This window comes from Winogradskyella psychrotolerans (assembly GCF_018860565.1).
Classification (GTDB): Bacteria; Bacteroidota; Bacteroidia; order Flavobacteriales; family Flavobacteriaceae; genus Winogradskyella; species Winogradskyella damuponensis.
The window spans coordinates 48,181-66,075 of the sequence record NZ_JAHKPS010000009.1 but is presented as its reverse complement, the minus strand read 5'-3'; the positions used below and the strand labels follow the sequence as shown (position 1 = coordinate 66,075).

Sequence of the window (17,895 nt, the reverse complement as noted above, 5' to 3'; positions counted from 1 at the left end):
TACACACTTTATCTATGTGTATTGCTCCCAAGTCATATTCATCTTTTTTTACATATAAGTAGCTCTTAATGAATTGAATGTGTCTCATATACTATGTATGGGAAATATTATAGTTAGATTATTTTTATAGCAAATGTATCTATATGTATCTATTTTTTTAATAGGCATATTTGATGCTTTAAAAACGGTTAATGAAGAAATTAGAACATTCAATCAAAAAAAGGTATTTCCTTTTTATATCTACAATTATATTAATTATTATAGCTGCATTAGTTATTCTACGAAGTAGCGTTAATAATCAAAAAAAAGCAGCTTTACTTATAAATAAAGCCTCTGATCAGTGTTTGTTAAATGAGCGCATGAACAGCCTAGTATATTCTTTTGAAAGTATTAATAGTGACACAATCAGTTCAGATATAATAGATTCGTTTAAAGGTTATGTTGATAAATTTGAAAAGACACATCGTTATTTAGATTCTGTAAATAAGCAAGAAGGGAATAGTAAAGTTGTAGATTCCTTGTTTAAGGTTACAGGGACGCAATCACAAAAAATAGTTTCTGCCAGTAAGAATATTATAAATACTCCAAATAGAAGATTAATTGCCCAAGATGTAGATCTTATAGCAGACTCAGAATTACCTTATTTTTTAACAATGCAGTCTGTAATAAGTGAATATCAAAAAAGTGCAGATCAAAATCTTCATAGCCTTTTACAAACAATTTATATTCTTGCATTTATTGCAATATTAATATTAATGGGAGAGTTCCTATTTATTTTAGTTCCTGCACAAAAGCAATTATTTAAGCAAAATGATAAACTCTTAGAGGTAAATAGTGATTTAGCAGAATCAGAAGCTAAGGTAAAAGAGCATTTATTAGAATTAACAAGTATAAAAATAGATTTAGAAAAAAAAGACGCTTATAATAAAGTGTTTATTGAGCAATCACCAACAGCTATTGCCATGTTAGATAACGATATGAGATATATAGCGGTATCTCAACGATGGATTGCTGATTACAAAATGGAGAATGAAGAGATTATAGGTAGAAGCCATTATAATATGTTTCCAGAAATAGGTCAGGAGTGGAAAGAAACACACCAAAAATGTTTAAACGGCGCCATTGATACTTGCGATGAAGCACCCTTTATTCGTGGAGATGGCACAGTACAATGGATTTCTTGGGATATACGTCCTTGGTATAGCTCTGAAGGCAAAATTGGAGGTCTACTAATACATACAGAAGATATAACGCATCTAAAAGAAAAAGAAGACGAAAAATTACGAATAGAAAAAATATTAGAAAAATCTAATGAAGTGTCTCGTCTTGGGACATGGGATATTGATTTGGTTAAAAACACTATTTTTTGGAGTAAAATGGTTTTTGAAATACATGAAGCGCCTGAAGGTTTTCAGCCAGATTTAGAAACAGCCATCCAATTTTTTAAGGAAGGAAACAGTAGAGGCACTATTGAAAAAGCAGTTGAAGAGGCTATAGAAAATGGCACACCTTATGATGTAGAAGTTGAATTGGTAACATTTGAAGGTAATATTGTTTGGACGCGTGCTATTGGTCAGGTAGAAATTGTAGATGGAAAATGTGTACGAATTTTTGGAGTGTTTCAAGATATTAATGAGAAGAAACTTTCACAAATAGCTTTAAGAGAGGCTCATACGGAATTAAAAGCCATATTCGATTCTAACGCAATTGCTATTGTTGCTACAAATACAGATGGTATTATTAGTAAATTTAATCCTGGAGCAGAAGTCTTAACGGGTTATTCAGCAGATGAAATGATAGGCTTACAAAGACCTATTTTATATCATTTAAGAGACGAATTGAATGCTTTTAAAGAAGATATAGCTAAACAATACGGTAAAAGTTTAACAGGTTTTAGCGCACAAGAAGAACTTGCTAAACATAATGCTTACGATACTCGAGAATGGCATTATCTAAGAAAAGATGGGGCTGTTATACCTGTACAATTAACCTTAACGTCTATTAAAGATGACAAAGGAAAGCTTATTGGGTATTTAGGAGTATCTACAGATGTTTCAGAAAAAAGAATGGCTCAAGATGAACTCTTGAGAAAAAATTACTTATTAAATTTTGCGGAAGAGATTACCTCAATGGGTAATTGGCAATGGAATGTAGCTACCGGTGAGATTGAAAGTTCTAATAATCTTTATAATATCTTTAATCTCGATAAAGATGCTGATAACTTAAATTTTGATACGTATTTTAATCTGGTTCATCCTGATGATAAAGATTTTGTCAAAGAACACATAAATAAAATAATAGAAGAAAAATCGTTTCATGAGTTTACGCATCGAATTATTACAGACGATGGCGTATTAAAAACCATTCAGGTTTTAGGAGAAGTTATCACTAAAACTAACGGAGAGATTGTTAGAATAAATGGTACAAGTCAGGATATTACTGCTGCTAAAGCTGCAGAAGCGGAATTGAATAAAGCCCACATGCAGTTAAAGGCAATCTTTAATTCAGGACCTATAGCCATTGTATCTACAGACAATAATGGGATATTAAACCATTTTAATAGTGGAGCAGAACTTTTACTAGGCTATTCAGCTTCAGAGATGATAGGATTAAAAGAACCAGAAATTTATCATTTAGAAGAAGAACTAGACCAATTTCGTATAGATATAGCAGAAAAGTATGGTTTAGATCCAGAAGGATGTGATCCTTATTTAGAATTAGCAAAGCGTAATGAATACGATACACGAGAGTGGACATATAAAAGAAAAGATGGTTCTACGTTTCCTGTAGAATTAACCTTAACAGCAATTAAAAATGAGCAAGATGATAAAATTGGTTTTTTAGGGGTCGCATTTGACATTACCCAAAGAAGCGTCGCTAAAAATGAACTCATAAGAAAAAATCAATTATTAAATTTTGCTGAAGAGATTACCTTATTAGGGAATTGGCAATGGGACACGGTTGCCGATAAGGTAGTATGGTCTAATAATTTATATAATATTTTTGGACTCGATAAGGAGGTCGAGGATTTAAGCTTTGATACGTATTTTAGTTTTGTCCATCCTGAAGACAAAGACATTGTAACCAATTATTTTGATCAAACTAGAGTAGAGAAAAAACTCAAACGATTTACACATCGCATTATCGCTGGTAATGGCGAAATAAAAATAATACAGCTGTTAGGAGAAGTTATTACCGATGTATTCGGTAATATTATTGAAATGATTGGTACCTGCCAAGACGTTACAGCAGCTTATATTGCCAAAAGAGAATTGTTTGATGCTAACACACAATTAAAAGCTATATTTAATTCTGGTCCATTAGCTATCGTATCGGTTGATAATGAAGGTGTTATTAACCACTTTAACCATGGAGCAGAAATTTTGTTAGGTTATTCTGCATCAGAAATGATAGGAAAAAAGAAACCAGATATTTATCATTTAGAAGAAGAGCTTTTAGAATTTAAGAAAGACATTGCTAAAAAATATAATAAAGATCTTGATGGTTTTAGTCCTTATTTAGAGTTGTCAAAGCAAAATGCACACGATACAAGAGAATGGACATATAAAAGAAAAAATGGTTCAACATTTCCTGTAGAATTAACCTTAACGGCCATTAAAAATAATGACGGCGAAAAAATAGGATTTTTAGCTGTAGCCAATGATATTTCAGATAGAAAAATGGCACAGAATGAATTGCTCCGTAAAAACCAAATTCTAAATTTTGCAGAGGAAATAACTATGATGGGTAATTGGCAAGCAGACATCATAAATGATACTGTTAAATGGTCTGCCAACCTGTATCGTATTTTTCAATTAGATGAAAATACTAAAACAACTCTAGAAACATACCTTAGTTATACCCATCCAGAAGATAAAGAACGTGTAGCAGAACATATGCGTAAAACGGTCGAAGACAAAAGGTTTACAGATATAGTGCATCGCATTCAATTGGCAGATGGCACAGTGAAAATTGTACAACTTTTAGCACAAGTAACTACAAATGATTTTGGGGATGTCGCAGAAATAATAGGTACATGTCAAGATGTAACAGCGCAACGAATGGCAGAGAATAAATTTAGAGGTTTATTAGAGTCTGCGCCAGATGCGATGGTAATTGTAAATGCAGAAGGAAATATTCAACTGATTAATAAACAAGCTGAAAAACTATTTGGATATACAGCAGAAGAATTATTCAATAGATCTGTTGAAATTCTTATTCCTAAGCAGTTTTCAGAAGAGCACGTATCGCATCGTGATGGATTTTTTACTAACCCTAGAGTGAGAACCATGGGCGTAGGCAATGGAGAAGAATTATTTGCTATAAATAAAAGTGGCGTAGAAATACCAATTCAAATAAGTTTGAGCCCGCTACAAACAGAAGAAGGCTTATTAATTTCTGCAGCGATTCGAGATATTACCATACAAAAAACAGCCCAGACGAAAATAATAAAAGCTAAAAATGATTTAGAAGTTTTAGCTCAGAAATTGATTATACAAAATAGTCAACTTGCAGATTTTGCACAGATTACCTCTCATAATTTACGTGCGCCAGTAAGTAATCTAAATTCGCTTTTAGGTTTTTATGTAGAATCTGATGATCCTGAAGAAAAGGACGTTTTGTTTCAAAAATTCGAGACCGTTATTAATCATCTTACACTAACCTTAAATACCTTAGTAGAAGCATTAAAGATAAGAAGTGATAATTCTAGGGAGAAGGAAGATATTTTGTTTGAAGATGTATTAAAAACAACAACAGATATTTTAAGTGGAGAAATATTAAAAACTAATGCTATAATTAAAGCGGATTTTTCTAAATTGCCATTAATAAATTATGATAAAATTTATTTAGAAAGTATTTTCCTCAATTTAATAGGTAATGCCATAAAATATAAGTCTAAGGATAGAGATCCGGAAATTAGCATTAGATCTGAAAGAGACAACGAAAAAATTAAATTAACGATATCTGACAATGGTTTAGGTATAAATTTAGATAGACATGGTAATAAAATTTTTGGTTTAAATAAAGTATTTCACAGACATCCTGATGCTAAAGGAGTGGGGTTATATATGACCAAAACACAAATTGAAGCTATGGGTGGAGCTATTAATGTATCGAGTAAAGTTAATGAAGGGACAACATTTACAATAATTTTTTAATTATGAACAGTAATTACAATATATGTGTGGTTGATGATGATGATATTTATCAATTTACTATTGTTAAAATACTTAAGTCCATTGATTTAGATAAAAAAATAAGTCTTTTTTCAGATGGTGAAGAGGCCTTAGAGTTTTTGATAGATAATCTTTATAATAATGAAGAACTTCCAGATATCATATTTTTAGATATAAATATGCCTATTATGGATGGTTTTCAATTCATGGAAGAGTACGTTAAGATAAAACCAAAATTAAACAAGAAAATAATTATCTATATGGTGTCTTCTTCAGTAGACCCTGTGGATATTGAACGTGCTAAGAATATTAGTGACATTTCTGACTATATTATAAAACCTATAAAGGCGGGACAGTTACAAGAAATTATGGCTAATCTTTAAATGGCGGTTTGTTGTTTAAGTTTGGCTTAGACCAATTTTTCAATAAACTCAACATTTACAACATGTGTGCCTTTAAAAGGCATAACGCTAACCTTGTCTCCAAATAGATCTGTAGCTCGTGCTGACTCAAGTTGAATTCTTTGCTCATCTAAGTATTCATCTTTAGTGCCATAAATCAGTTTTACCTTGGTGTCTTTAGATAGATACTTATAATCTTTAGCGGTTAATTCTTTTGGAATTCCACCAGAATGAAGAACAAGCTGATCGCATTGCAGTTGGCGTTTTGCAATATATCGCATAGCTACACTTACACCTTGAGAATAGCCAAAAACGATTAAATGAACACCTTCAGGAATTTTTTCAACTTCTAATACTGCATCAATATAGTTTACAATATTTTCCATTCCGGCTTCGGTATTATCACGCGTTAACCAATTAGCACCAACATGCATTTTAGGTTGAATATAAAATTTGCTGGGAGCTTGTGGTGCAATAATGTAATTGTCCTCAGCATTTAAACCTTTAAAGTATTTGAGAAAATAACGACTCATATAGCCCATGCCATGACACACCAACCAAACCGTTTTTGTGCGTTCCGTAAGTGTATTTAAAGTAGAGTAGGAGTTGGTACTGGTGTATGAGATTTCTTTCTCTTGTGAATTCATTTTTCTAGGCGGTTTCTGTATCTTTGTAATCGATTCAAAAATACTATTTTTATATGCAAATGACTAAAGAGGATTTCCTAGCCAAAGCAAATGCAGCAAGCAAAAACACCTTAATGGAAACCTTAGATATTGAAATGGTGGACTTTGGAGATGATTTTTTAGTGGCCAAAATGCCTGTAACATCCAAAGTATACCAACCAGATGGAGTATTACACGGAGGAGCGACAGCAGCTTTAGCAGAAAGTGTTGGTAGTTTTGCATCGCATATTTTTATAGATACCGAGAATATGTTTGTTCGGGGTTTAGAAATTACAGCGAATCATCTAAAAAGTGTAACCAAAGGTTATATCTATGCTAAAGCGACTTTTTTGCATAAAGGACGTACCACACAACTGCTAGATATTAGAGTGACAGACGAAGCCGATAATCTTATCTCAATATGTAGATTATCTACCATTTCACTTCCAAAAAAGAAATAAGTAATGGATGCGATGTCCTTTTTTGATGCTCTAGAGCAGCAATACAAAAACAATTTACCTTTTGTAGTTTATAGTAGACCAATTAATTCAATCATTAAATCTTGGTTGCAAGAAGATGATACTGTTCATAAATCGGAAACATTTACTGAGAGTGGATTTTTATTTGCTCCTTTTGATCTTAAACAAAACAGTATTCTTTTTCCAAAAGAACGCTGTTTATATTCTGAAATAACGACGGATAGTTTAGATGTTGAAGATTTTGAACCTACCGCAATCACTCAAAGTGAAACTGAGAGAATTCAACATATCGATTTAGTTTCGAAAGGTATCCAAAGTATTAAAAATAACGATTTACAAAAAGTGGTATTATCACGCTGCCAAACAAAACCACTTCAAGATACGAATCCATTAACCATTTTTAAACGCCTTTTTAATACCTATTCAAATGCGATGGTGTACTGTTGGTATCATCCTAAGGTAGGACTATGGATTGGAGCTACGCCAGAGTTATTATTAAAAGTTGAAGGCAAACGACTCACCACCATTTCTTTAGCAGGAACACAGCCTTATCAAAGCCAGTCAGTGGTAACTTGGACAAACAAAGAGTTTGAAGAGCAGCAAATTGTAACGGATTTTATAACTGAACAATTAAAACCATATACGTCAAACATTAATGTATCAGAAGTAGATACCGTAAGAGCCGGAAACTTGTTACATCTTAAAACGAGAATCATCAGTGTTTTAAAAGGCGATGCAGATTTAAAAGCTATAATCGAAGCCTTGCATCCAACTCCAGCAGTTTGTGGGTTCTCTAAGGCTAAGGCAAAAGATTTTATTCTTAATCATGAAAACTATAATAGAGAATATTACACTGGTTTTTTAGGCGAATTAAACCTAAAACAAAGCAAAACTAGGAACACTAATAGACGTAACGTAGAGAATAACGCTTATGCAGTTGTAAAAACACAATCTAATTTCTATGTAAATTTACGCTGTATGCAACTCAAAGATGCCAAAGCAAATATTTATGTAGGTGGAGGTATTACCAAAGCTTCTAACCCAGAGAACGAATGGGAAGAAACTGTGAATAAAACAGCTACAATAAATACGGTACTTAATTAAGTGTAGAATGTAATCGTTATTAGTTATATTTTTAGTTGAAGCTCTATTTCATTATCTCCTTTTATTAGGTAATTTTGTATTTATATGAAGTACTCAAAAATACCTTTGTCCCAAACTATAGTTACTTTATGCAAAACGCATAATATAAAACACATAGTTATTTCTCCAGGCAGTAGAAACGCCCCTTTAACCATTGGTTTTACTCACGATGATTTTTTTAACTGTTATAGTATTGTAGATGAGCGTTGCGCAGCATTTTTTGCTTTAGGTATTGCTCAGAAATTACAAAAACCTGTTGCTATAGTTTGTACATCTGGAAGTGCCTTATTAAATTATTATCCTGCAATTGCAGAAGCGTATTATAGTAATATCCCATTAGTGGTTTTGTCTGCAGACAGACCAAAACATTTGATAGATATTGGAGATGGACAAACTATAAAACAGAAACGAGTTTATGGAGAACATGTTTTATATAGTGCCAATTTAAAACTCGATTTAAAAAAGACAGATAATACCCTTCCAGAAAATGAATTGCGTATTTTTAAAAATATTGAGAATAAATTAGAACGATTTTTAGGGCTACAGAAAGATATTCAGACGTATAATGAATCTGAAATTCATGATGCATTAACAATGTCTAAGTTAGATTCAGGTCCTGTTCATATTAATATTCCATTTGACGAACCTCTATATGATATTGTAGATGAGTTATCTATAAATCCAAAGCCTTTCAAAATTCAAACAAGAATAGATAAAGTAGACGAATTTGAAATTAAGAGTTTAGTAGATGTTTGGCATAACGCTAAGCGAAAAATGATTTTAGTAGGTGTCTTGCAGCCCAATTCTATTGAAGAAAAATGGATACAAGAAATTGCAGACGATGATAGTATCATTGTATTTACAGAAACGACATCTAATTTACATCATCCTGATTTTTTCCCAGGAATAGATAAAATGATAGCACCTTTAGATGATGATGGTTTTAAAAATCTTCAGCCAGATATCTTGGTTACTATAGGTGGCTTAATTGTTTCAAAAAAGATAAAAATATTTTTAAGAACCTATAAGCCAGAACATCATTGGCATGTTGGCTTGTCTAGAGCAAATGATACTTTTTTCTGTTTAGAAAAACATATTAAATTAAGCCCAAATGCATTTTTAGCTGCGTTTTTACCACAAGTAACACATCATACAAAAAGTACTTATAAATCGACTTGGCTTGGGTTGCGTCAAAAGCGAAGAAAGCTACAAGAAACGTATTTAAGTACACTACCATTTTCTGACTTTACGGTTTTTAACTCAATTGTAAAAAGTGTACCAAAACAAAGTCAATTACACGTAGGAAATAGCTCTGCAATTCGTTATGCCCAATTATTTCAAATACAAAAAAGTGTCGATGTATTTTGTAATAGAGGAACAAGTGGTATAGATGGTAGTACAAGTACAGCTATAGGTGCCGCAGTTGCTACCGAAAAGCGAACAACATTTGTAACGGGAGATTTAAGTTTCTTTTACGATAGTAATGCACTTTGGAATAATTATATACCCAAAACATTTAGAATTATAGTGGTGAATAACCAAGGTGGTGGCATTTTTAGAATTCTTCCAGGTCATAAAAACACAGAGAATTTTGACACTTATTTTGAAACTAAACATGGTTTAAACGCAAAACACTTATGCGAAATGTATGGTTTTGAATATCATATGGCTTCAGACGAAGTGTCTTTAGAAGAAAATTTAAAATCATTTTATGCTATTTCTAAGCAACCTAAATTATTAGAAGTCTTTACAAACTCTCGTGTTAATGATCAAATTCTATTAGATTATTTTAAGTTTATCGAGTAAATTAAGGATTAAATTAAAGTTAAGATGTGACTTTTTCATTTTAAGTGTTTCTAAAAAATACTTACCTTTAGGAAAACTTATTTATTTAACTTAAAAACATAGTGTAACATGAGTAAAAGAGATGATTTAATTGTAAAATACGCGGCAGATTTAAAAGATAAATGTGGTGTTGATGCTGATATGGATTTATTAACAAAAGTAACTGTTGGTTTAGGTCCATCTATTTATAATGCAGATTCTTCTACCGTTTCTGGTTCAGATGAAAAAGAATTAGCGACAGTGAAAAATAACTATTTAATCAAGAAATTAGGATTAAAAGATGGAGCTGATTTAGATAAAGGAATTGATGCTGTAATGGAAACATATGGAAGATCTAATAGATCTAAATATAGAGCTGTAGTTTATTATTTATTATGTAAGCATTTCAAAAAAGAGTCTGTTTACTAATAGCTAACTTTTTAAAGTATAAAGAAGCGTTATAATTAAATAATTATAGCGCTTTTTCTTTATATTAATATGAATATCTTTGCAACATGATAAATTTAGGCGAATACAATACATTAGAAATTTTAAGAGATACTGAACCAGGCTTATTTTTGGGTGATGGAGCAGAAGGTGAAGTCCTGTTACCTAATAGGTATGTACCAAAAGTATTTGAAATTGGTGATAAAATTGAAGTTTTTGTTTATTTAGACAATGAAGAACGACCAGTTGCAACCACAGATCATCCTTATATTAAAAAGGATGACTTTGCCTTGCTGCGTTGTAATCAAGTTACAGATTATGGTGCCTTTTTAGATTGGGGACTGGTAAAGGAATTGTTTTGTCCTTTTAGAGAGCAAGCCTTTAAAATGAAAGCAGGTGGTTGGTATTTGGTACATTGTTATTTAGATGACGAGTCTGAACGTTTAGTGGCATCGAGTAAAACTAATCGGTTTTTAGATAATAAAGAATTAACAGTTGCACAGTTTGATGAAGTAGATTTAATTGTTTCACATCCATCAGAGTTAGGCATGAATGTCATTGTCAATAAAAAACACTTAGGCTTAGTCTTTAAGGATGATATTTATAAAGATATTAGTGTTGGTGACCGACTTAAAGGTTTAGTAAAAAAAGTACGACCAGATAACAAGTTAGATATTTCATTAAATCAAATAGGTTATAGGAATATAGAACCAAATGCAGAGTATATTTTAAATGAATTACATGATAATGGTGGCTTTATACCACTTCATGATAAATCTAACCCTGAAGACATTAAGGATCAGCTTCAAATGAGTAAGAAAAGCTTTAAAAAAGCAATAGGTTCGTTATACAAAGAGCGTCAAATAGAAATAAAAGAAGACGGTATTCACTTATTGTAAGAATCGGGATCTTCTAGAGACAAGGTGTCTTCAACCCAATTTATAGCGGTATTAAAATCGTTAAACACTTTTCTGTTGAATTTAAAAAAGTGATTTTCAATCTCAATAATACGTTCAGTTAAATTACTATAACTTATTGTAGCAAAAGCTTTTAGGTTGCTGAAGGTGTCGTTGAAATTTTTAGCATCATTAACATTAATTGAATATGAATTTATTCTATTACTAATAAAACCAATAGGTTTATCCTCATAATGTGTTTTCACTAGAAAGGCAAGTTCATCAAAGTTTCTAAAAGTTACATCTACACCTTCGTTAAACTCTGCTAGCAGAAAATGTTCGTAAAAATATACAGTTCCTAATTTTATTTTATAGGTCTCAAATGGTTTATTATATATGTTGGGATTATAATGCATTGTAAATTAATAATATATCTGCAAATATACTATGCTTGCATAATAAAATAAAGTAAAAAATAGAGTTTAGCGTATTATTATTAATTTCTTACTTTTGCGCTTAAAATATTGATAAATATGAGCCATATAGATTGGAAAGTTGCCAAGTCTTATGAAGATATAACCTATCATAAATGTAATGGCGTTGCCAGAATTGCATTTAATAGGCCAGATATACGTAATGCATTTCGTCCGAAAACCACTTCAGAACTGTATGATGCATTTTATGATGCAGGTGAAGATGTGAATATTGGTGTCGTGCTATTGAGTGCAGAAGGACCTTCTAGCAAAGATGGTATTTGGAGTTTTTGTTCGGGTGGAGATCAAAAAGCCAGAGGTCACCAAGGATATGTTGGAGAAGATGGTTACCATCGTTTAAACATCTTAGAAGTGCAACGCTTAATTCGTTTTATGCCAAAAGCAGTTATTGCTGTTGTACCAGGTTGGGCTGTTGGTGGAGGTCATAGTTTACATGTCGTTTGCGATTTAACTTTAGCCAGTAAAGAACATGCTATCTTTAAACAAACTGACGCAGATGTTACTAGTTTTGATGGAGGATATGGTTCTGCATATTTGGCAAAAATGGTCGGTCAGAAAAAAGCAAGAGAAATCTTTTTCTTAGGAAGAAACCATTCGGCTCAAGAAGCTTTTGATATGGGAATGGTAAATGCGGTTATTCCTCATGAAGAATTAGAAACGACAGCTTACGAATGGGCTCAAGAAATATTAGCAAAGTCACCAACATCTATAAAAATGCTAAAATTTGCAATGAATCTTACAGATGACGGAATGGTTGGTCAGCAAGTATTTGCAGGAGAAGCGACCCGATTAGCATATATGACAGATGAAGCTAAAGAAGGAAGAGACGCCTTTTTAGAGAAAAGGAAGCCTAATTTTCCTAAAAAATGGATTCCATAATTTAACCAAGCTTAAATGAAGAAAATTAAACCGTGGCTTTCAGCCATGCGCTTAAGAACATTACCACTTTCTGTCTCTGGAATTATTCTTGGTAGTTGTTTTGCTTATTACAATGGCCATTTTAATCCTTGGATTTTATTTTTTGCAATTCTAACCACTATAAGCTTACAGATATTATCTAATTTAGCTAATGATTATGGTGATGGAATAAAGGGAACAGATAATGATGAGCGTGTTGGGCCACAACGTGCCATACAAAGTGGTGCCATTACTCCAAACGAAATGTTTGAAGCCATACGATTTAATGTTATTGTCGTAATTATATTGACTTTATCCCTTTTGTGGGTTGCTTTTGGGCCTAATAATTTTCTTTATATAATTTTATTTGTAATTCTAGGTGGACTGTCTGTTTATGCCGCTTTAAATTATACCATGGGAAATTCCCCTTACGGTTACCGTGCACTTGGCGATGTTTTTGTATTTATATTTTTTGGATTAATAAGTACCATTGGAAGTTATGTCCTTTATATGCAAGTTTTAGATCATGTAGTTGCGTTACCAGCTATTGCATTGGGCTTGTTAAGCGTTGGTGTATTAAATTTAAATAACATGCGAGACATAGAATCTGATACCAATGCAGGTAAAATTACATTAGCTGTTAAATTAGGATTATCACGAGCTAAAAAATACCACTTTATCCTTATCATAGGAGCCATGTTAATTACCGTAATATTTTCAATATTATATTATGTAGCACCTTATAATTTTATGTATTTACTTGCTTTTATTCCGTTAATAATTCATGTTAAAAAAATAAAATCAGCCATAGAACCTGATGATTTTGATAGTCAATTAAAGGTTTTGGCATTGTCTACATTTCTGTTTTCACTGCTATTAGGAGTTGGCTATATTTTGTATTAATTTTAAAGAATATTTCAGCTTTAAATTACAAAACTGTATAACATTAATAATAAAAACATGAAAATTACATTCTACGGTCATGCTGCATTAGGGATACAAATTAAAGATATTAATATTTTAGTCGACCCTTTTATTTCCGGAAATGAAAAAGCATCTGCGATAGATATTGATGCCTTAAAAGCCGATTATATTTTAGTGACCCACGCACATCAAGATCATATTTTAGATGTTGAAGCGATTGCTAAACGTACAGGAGCAATCATTGTTTCTAATTATGAAATTGTAACACATTATCAGAATAAAAATTTAGAAGGACATCCGATGAATCATGGTGGTTCTTGGGATTTTGAATTTGGAAATCTTAAATACGTTAATGCTATTCACACGTCGTCTTTTCCAGATGGTAGTTATGGTGGGCAACCTGGTGGATTTATTATTGAAGGAGAACGCAAAACCATTTATATTGCCGGAGATACAGCTTTAACTATGGATATGAAGCTCATTCCTATGCAAACTAAATTAGATTTAGCCATATTGCCTATAGGAGATAACTTTACAATGGGCATAGATGACGCTATTCTTGCTAGTGATTTTATAGAATGTGATAAGATCTTAGGTTATCACTTTGATACTTTTGGATATATAGAAATTGATCACGAAGTTGCGAAACGCAAATTTTTTGATAAGGATAAGGATTTGATGCTTTTAGATATAGGTGAAAGCGTTGAGTTATAAAATCATTTTTTTTTAGTCATAAATTTTAAAGTAAAAATTCAAATATGAAAAACTTAGCTTGCCTTTTGTTTTTATCTATCCTTATGTTAAGTTGCAAGAATGATGTACCACAATACAATGACTCAGTTCCAGTACACGATGATTTCAAAATAGAATCAAAATTTGTAAACGAAACCAGAGTCATCAATATATGGACACCACCAAATTACAAAGCGACTAATGATTCTTTTCCTGTTTTGTATATGCCAGATGGAGGTATTGTTCAAGAAGATTTTCCGCACATAGCAAACACAATTGCTAAACTTGTTGAGAATAAAAGTATTCCTCCAATTATTCTTGTTGGCATTGAAAATACGGATAGAGGAAGAGATTTATCTGGCGCTTCTGTAATAAAAGAAGATGAACAATATTGTCCATTAACAGATGGAGCTAAAAATTATAGGGCATTTATTTTAGAAGAATTAGTACCTGAAATAAATAAAAAATATAGAACAACTGAAGAAAAGGGCATCATTGGAGAATCATTAGCAGGACTTTTTGTTGTAGAAACCCTTCTTTTAAATCCAAATACGTTTGATTTTTATATCGCTATGGATCCCTCTTTATGGTGGAATAACCGTCATTTAGTACGTAAAGCAAAAGTTTTTTTAGAAAATACACCTAACAAAAAAATAAGATTTTGGTTTGCAGGTTCTGCTAACGAGACCATTTCTCCACACACCAACAATCTTGCAAAAACATTAGAGAATAAAGCCTCAAAGAACTTAGTGTGGAAATATTCTGATGAACCAAATGAAAAACACAATACCATTTTTAGAGCAACAAAAGAAAAAGCTTTGACTTGGATTTTAAATGTTAAATAACAATTATTTTACCATTTAAACCATTGATAAATTTAGTATCCTATCTGTAAAACTAATTTAGCCGTATCTTTGCCACGTTATGAAAGTTAATAAACTCACAGATTGGTTACCAACCACAAATAAAGAAGTTAAAATTAGAGGTTGGACAGAACTAGATGTTATACTATTTAGTGGCGATGCCTATGTAGACCATCCGTCTTTTGGGCCAGCAGTTATTGGTCGTATTTTAGAAAGTTATGGATTAAAGGTTGCTATAGTGCCACAGCCTAGTGTAAACGATAATCTGCAAGATTTTACGAAGCTTGGAACACCAAAATTATTTTTTGGAGTCACAGGTGGTTGTATGGATCCTATGGTGAGTAATTATACCGCAAGTAAAAAACGTAGAGATAAAGATGCTTATACACCAAATGGTGATAAGGGATTTAGACCAGATTACGCTACATCTGTATATTCAAAGATTTTAAAAGAAAAATTTCCAGATGTCCCTGTTCTTATAGGTGGTATTGAAGCGTCCTTACGTCGTGTTACACATTACGATTATTGGAGTGACAAACTTATGCCAACTATTTTAGAAACCTCTAAAGCAGATATGTTGGTATACGGAATGGGAGAACAACCTTTGCGAGAAGTTGTTGAATTGCTACAAAAAGGTGTACCATTTTCAAGTTTAAAAACTATAAAACAAACGGCTTTTTTATTAGATGAAGATGAAGCACTTCCCAAAAATAAAAATTGGGATGATGTCGAAATTCACTCACATGAGATTTGTTTAAAGGATAAAAAGAAATTTGCGTCTAATTTTAAAGTGATTGAACAAGAATCAAATAAGCTTAAGGCAAATAGAATCTTACAAGAGGTAAATAACCGTAAACTGGTAATAAATCCACCTTTTCCAACGATGTTAGAAGAAGAGATTGATGCTTCTTTTGATTTACCATACACACGTTTACCACATCCAAAATATAATAAACGAGGACCAATACCTGCGTTTGAAATGATTAAGTTTTCAATTAACATTCATCGTGGTTGTTTTGGAGGTTGTAGTTTTTGTACCATTTCTGCTCATCAAGGCAAATTTATTGCTAGCCGAAGTGAAGAGTCCGTTTTAAGAGAAGTTGATAAAGTGGCAAATATGCCAGATTTTAAAGGTTATTTATCAGATATTGGAGGGCCTTCTGCTAATATGTATAAGATGAAAGGGAAAGTGCAATCCATTTGTGATAAATGTGTCGCTCCTTCTTGTATTTCGCCTGTAATTTGCAGTAACTTAGATACATCTCACAAACCGTTAACGCAATTATATCAGGCTGTAGATAAACATCCTAAAGTAAAGAAATCTTTTATTGGAAGTGGTATTCGTCACGATATGTTAGTGCCAGAGTTTAATAAAAATGCCGACCCAAAAGAATTAGATGCTTATACTGAAGAAGTCATGACGAAGCATATTTCTGGTCGACTAAAAGTAGCACCAGAGCATACTTCAGATCCTGTTTTAAAATTGATGCGTAAACCTTCGTTTAAGTATTTTCATAAGTTTAAAGAACGTTTCGATAAAATCAACGTAAAGAAAGATTTAAAGCTTCAATTAATTCCTTATTTTATTTCAAATCATCCTGCTTGTGAAGTAGAAGATATGGCAAATTTAGCTGCCGAAACAAAAGATATGGGCTTTCAATTAGAGCAAGTACAAGGATTTACACCAACACCAATGACCGTTGCAACTGTCATTTATTATAGTGGTTATCATCCATACACTTTAAAGCCAACTAAAACACCAAAATCTAAAAAAGAAAAAGATGAACAACATCGTTTCTTCTTTTGGTATAAAAAGGAAAACAAAGACTGGATTAAAAAAACGTTGAATAAAGTTGGTCGAACAGATTTAGTAGAACGATTATTACCAGAAGATAAAAAAAACAAAGGCTGGAAAAGTGTAAATCTTAAAGAAGTAAAAAATACATTTGATGATGCGGTTCCTGCAACATATACGCGTCGAAAAAAGAAACATAAACCTCGAAAGAAGAGACGTTAGACTTTAAGATAGATTATTTTTTAGAATTATTTTCTAACCATTCATTCCGTAGATCATCCGAAACTTTTCCTGTACCATCATGTTTCCAACCTGGTGGTTTAATTAGGTAAAGGAATCTATGCTTTATAGATTTTTGACCTGTAAAAGCATCTTTCAGCATATATAGCCATTCAATAAATGCAATTTTTATGGGGTTGTAAGTGTTTATATTTGTCACTAAACCGTATCTAACTTTTTCATCTTTTAATTCGGCTTGAAACGTTCCAAATAATTTATCCCAAATAATCAAAATTCCAGCATGATTGCGATCTAAATACATAGGGTTACTTCCATGATGTACTCTGTGATGCGATGGTGTATTAAAAATAGCTTCAAACCATTTAGGCATTTTGTCTATAGTTTCGGTATGAATCCAAAATTGGTACAACAAGCTAACAGACATTTGAAGTAACAACATTGCAGGATGAAAGCCTAATAATGGTAACCATAACCAAAAGATAAAGGTGTAAAATCCTCCAGACCACGTTTGCCTTAAAGCAGTACTCAAATTATAATGCTCAGAAGAGTGATGTACCACATGAGACGCCCAAAATAAACGACATTCATGAGATACGCGATGAAACCAATAATAAGCGAAGTCATCTGCAAAAAATAATAGTATAAAAGACCACCAAGCTATAGGAATAGTAAACAATCTAAAATTGTCATATATCAAAAAAAACACGAATAATACTATAGCTTTACTTGCAAAACCTAAAATAACATTACCTAATCCCATAGCAATAGAAGAGAAAGCATCTTTAGCTTCATAGCTCTTAATGCGCTGTTTCGTAGTTAGATATAACTCTAGTAACATTGCCAAGACAAAAAAAGGAATAGCGTACAAGATTATATTGGGAAAATCAGGCATTATGAGTTGTTATTTGCGCTCTAATT

Annotated in this window: 15 protein-coding genes; 12 read left to right on the top strand and 3 right to left on the bottom strand. The window is 32.1% G+C overall.

Features of this window, described 5'->3' with window-relative positions:
• The first annotated feature begins 359 nt into the window (after nt 1-359).
• On the top strand, nt 360-5,159 hold the full coding sequence (locus tag KO504_RS02795; RefSeq protein WP_215924806.1) for a PAS domain-containing sensor histidine kinase: 4,800 nt from the start codon (nt 360-362) through the stop codon (nt 5,157-5,159).
• Between the two features lie 2 nt (nt 5,160-5,161).
• On the top strand, nt 5,162-5,560 hold the full coding sequence (locus tag KO504_RS02790) for a response regulator (protein WP_215924805.1): 399 nt from the start codon (nt 5,162-5,164) through the stop codon (nt 5,558-5,560).
• Nucleotides 5,561-5,586: 26 nt separating this feature from the next.
• On the opposite strand, the gene KO504_RS02785 is transcribed toward KO504_RS02790, so the two are convergent.
• Nucleotides 5,587-6,225: an alpha/beta hydrolase gene (locus tag KO504_RS02785; RefSeq protein ID WP_215924804.1), complete on the bottom strand. Its 639-nt coding sequence runs from the start codon at nt 6,223-6,225 to the stop codon at nt 5,587-5,589.
• Between the two features lie 53 nt (nt 6,226-6,278).
• Between KO504_RS02785 and KO504_RS02780 the strand changes: the two genes are divergently transcribed.
• From KO504_RS02780 to KO504_RS02760, 5 genes are all read left to right on the top strand, one after another.
• Nucleotides 6,279-6,704 (top strand): PaaI family thioesterase, encoded by a 426-nt coding sequence (locus KO504_RS02780; RefSeq protein ID WP_215924803.1) that lies wholly within the window; start codon nt 6,279-6,281, stop codon nt 6,702-6,704.
• A 3-nt stretch (nt 6,705-6,707) separates the two neighbouring features.
• Nucleotides 6,708-7,826: a chorismate-binding protein gene (locus KO504_RS02775; RefSeq protein WP_215924802.1), complete on the top strand. Its 1,119-nt coding sequence runs from the start codon at nt 6,708-6,710 to the stop codon at nt 7,824-7,826.
• Between the two features lie 84 nt (nt 7,827-7,910).
• On the top strand, nt 7,911-9,671 hold the full coding sequence (gene menD / locus KO504_RS02770) for a 2-succinyl-5-enolpyruvyl-6-hydroxy-3-cyclohexene-1-carboxylic-acid synthase (protein WP_215924801.1): 1,761 nt from the start codon (nt 7,911-7,913) through the stop codon (nt 9,669-9,671).
• A 108-nt stretch (nt 9,672-9,779) separates the two neighbouring features.
• The gene (locus tag KO504_RS02765; protein ID WP_215924800.1) at nt 9,780-10,118 is read left to right on the top strand and encodes a DUF2853 family protein; all 339 of its coding nucleotides are present in this window, start codon (nt 9,780-9,782) and stop codon (nt 10,116-10,118) included.
• An 86-nt stretch (nt 10,119-10,204) separates the two neighbouring features.
• On the top strand, nt 10,205-11,035 hold the full coding sequence (locus tag KO504_RS02760; RefSeq protein ID WP_215924799.1) for a CvfB family protein: 831 nt from the start codon (nt 10,205-10,207) through the stop codon (nt 11,033-11,035).
• Here the strand turns inward: KO504_RS02760 and KO504_RS02755 are convergent.
• A complete protein-coding gene (locus KO504_RS02755) occupies nt 11,023-11,448 on the bottom strand; it encodes a hypothetical protein (protein ID WP_215924798.1) in 426 nt (141 codons plus the stop codon). The genes KO504_RS02760 and KO504_RS02755 overlap by 13 nt on opposite strands.
• A gap of 117 nt (nt 11,449-11,565) precedes the next feature.
• Between KO504_RS02755 and KO504_RS02750 the strand changes: the two genes are divergently transcribed.
• From KO504_RS02750 to KO504_RS02730, 5 genes are all read left to right on the top strand, one after another.
• Entirely contained in the window at nt 11,566-12,405 is an 840-nt protein-coding gene (locus KO504_RS02750) for a 1,4-dihydroxy-2-naphthoyl-CoA synthase (RefSeq protein WP_215924797.1), read from the top strand.
• Between the two features lie 15 nt (nt 12,406-12,420).
• Nucleotides 12,421-13,326 carry a 1,4-dihydroxy-2-naphthoate octaprenyltransferase gene (menA, locus tag KO504_RS02745; RefSeq protein ID WP_215924796.1) on the top strand — a complete coding sequence of 302 codons (906 nt, stop codon included), beginning with the start codon at nt 12,421-12,423 and terminating at the stop codon, nt 13,324-13,326.
• 57 nt (nt 13,327-13,383) lie between these two features.
• On the top strand, nt 13,384-14,061 hold the full coding sequence (locus KO504_RS02740; protein WP_215924795.1) for a metal-dependent hydrolase: 678 nt from the start codon (nt 13,384-13,386) through the stop codon (nt 14,059-14,061).
• Nucleotides 14,062-14,105: 44 nt separating this feature from the next.
• Complete coding sequence (locus KO504_RS02735) at nt 14,106-14,924, top strand: alpha/beta hydrolase (RefSeq protein WP_215924794.1); 819 nt, start codon at nt 14,106-14,108, stop codon at nt 14,922-14,924.
• Nucleotides 14,925-15,003: 79 nt separating this feature from the next.
• Nucleotides 15,004-16,959, top strand: a complete 1,956-nt coding sequence (locus KO504_RS02730; RefSeq protein ID WP_215924793.1) for a YgiQ family radical SAM protein — start codon at nt 15,004-15,006, stop codon at nt 16,957-16,959.
• A gap of 13 nt (nt 16,960-16,972) precedes the next feature.
• Here KO504_RS02730 and KO504_RS02725 read toward each other — a convergent pair whose 3' ends face one another.
• On the bottom strand, nt 16,973-17,869 hold the full coding sequence (locus KO504_RS02725) for a sterol desaturase family protein (protein WP_215924792.1): 897 nt from the start codon (nt 17,867-17,869) through the stop codon (nt 16,973-16,975).
• Between the last annotated feature and the right edge of the window lie 26 nt (nt 17,870-17,895).

Bases quoted from the DNA above. Each gene is read 5' to 3' on its own strand.
- KO504_RS02795 (WP_215924806.1), top strand. From the start codon at position 360: ATGAACAGCCTAGTATATTCTTTTGAAAGTATTAATAGTGACACAATC.
- KO504_RS02790 (WP_215924805.1), top strand. From the start codon at position 5,162: ATGAACAGTAATTACAATATATGTGTGGTTGATGATGATGATATTTAT.
- KO504_RS02785 (WP_215924804.1), bottom strand. From the start codon at position 6,225: ATGAATTCACAAGAGAAAGAAATCTCATACACCAGTACCAACTCCTAC.
- KO504_RS02780 (WP_215924803.1), top strand. From the start codon at position 6,279: ATGCAAATGACTAAAGAGGATTTCCTAGCCAAAGCAAATGCAGCAAGC.
- KO504_RS02775 (WP_215924802.1), top strand. From the start codon at position 6,708: ATGGATGCGATGTCCTTTTTTGATGCTCTAGAGCAGCAATACAAAAAC.
- menD (WP_215924801.1), top strand. From the start codon at position 7,911: ATGAAGTACTCAAAAATACCTTTGTCCCAAACTATAGTTACTTTATGC.
- KO504_RS02765 (WP_215924800.1), top strand. From the start codon at position 9,780: ATGAGTAAAAGAGATGATTTAATTGTAAAATACGCGGCAGATTTAAAA.
- KO504_RS02760 (WP_215924799.1), top strand. From the start codon at position 10,205: ATGATAAATTTAGGCGAATACAATACATTAGAAATTTTAAGAGATACT.
- KO504_RS02755 (WP_215924798.1), bottom strand. From the start codon at position 11,448: ATGCATTATAATCCCAACATATATAATAAACCATTTGAGACCTATAAA.
- KO504_RS02750 (WP_215924797.1), top strand. From the start codon at position 11,566: ATGAGCCATATAGATTGGAAAGTTGCCAAGTCTTATGAAGATATAACC.
- menA (WP_215924796.1), top strand. From the start codon at position 12,421: ATGAAGAAAATTAAACCGTGGCTTTCAGCCATGCGCTTAAGAACATTA.
- KO504_RS02740 (WP_215924795.1), top strand. From the start codon at position 13,384: ATGAAAATTACATTCTACGGTCATGCTGCATTAGGGATACAAATTAAA.
- KO504_RS02735 (WP_215924794.1), top strand. From the start codon at position 14,106: ATGAAAAACTTAGCTTGCCTTTTGTTTTTATCTATCCTTATGTTAAGT.
- KO504_RS02730 (WP_215924793.1), top strand. From the start codon at position 15,004: ATGAAAGTTAATAAACTCACAGATTGGTTACCAACCACAAATAAAGAA.
- KO504_RS02725 (WP_215924792.1), bottom strand. From the start codon at position 17,869: ATGCCTGATTTTCCCAATATAATCTTGTACGCTATTCCTTTTTTTGTC.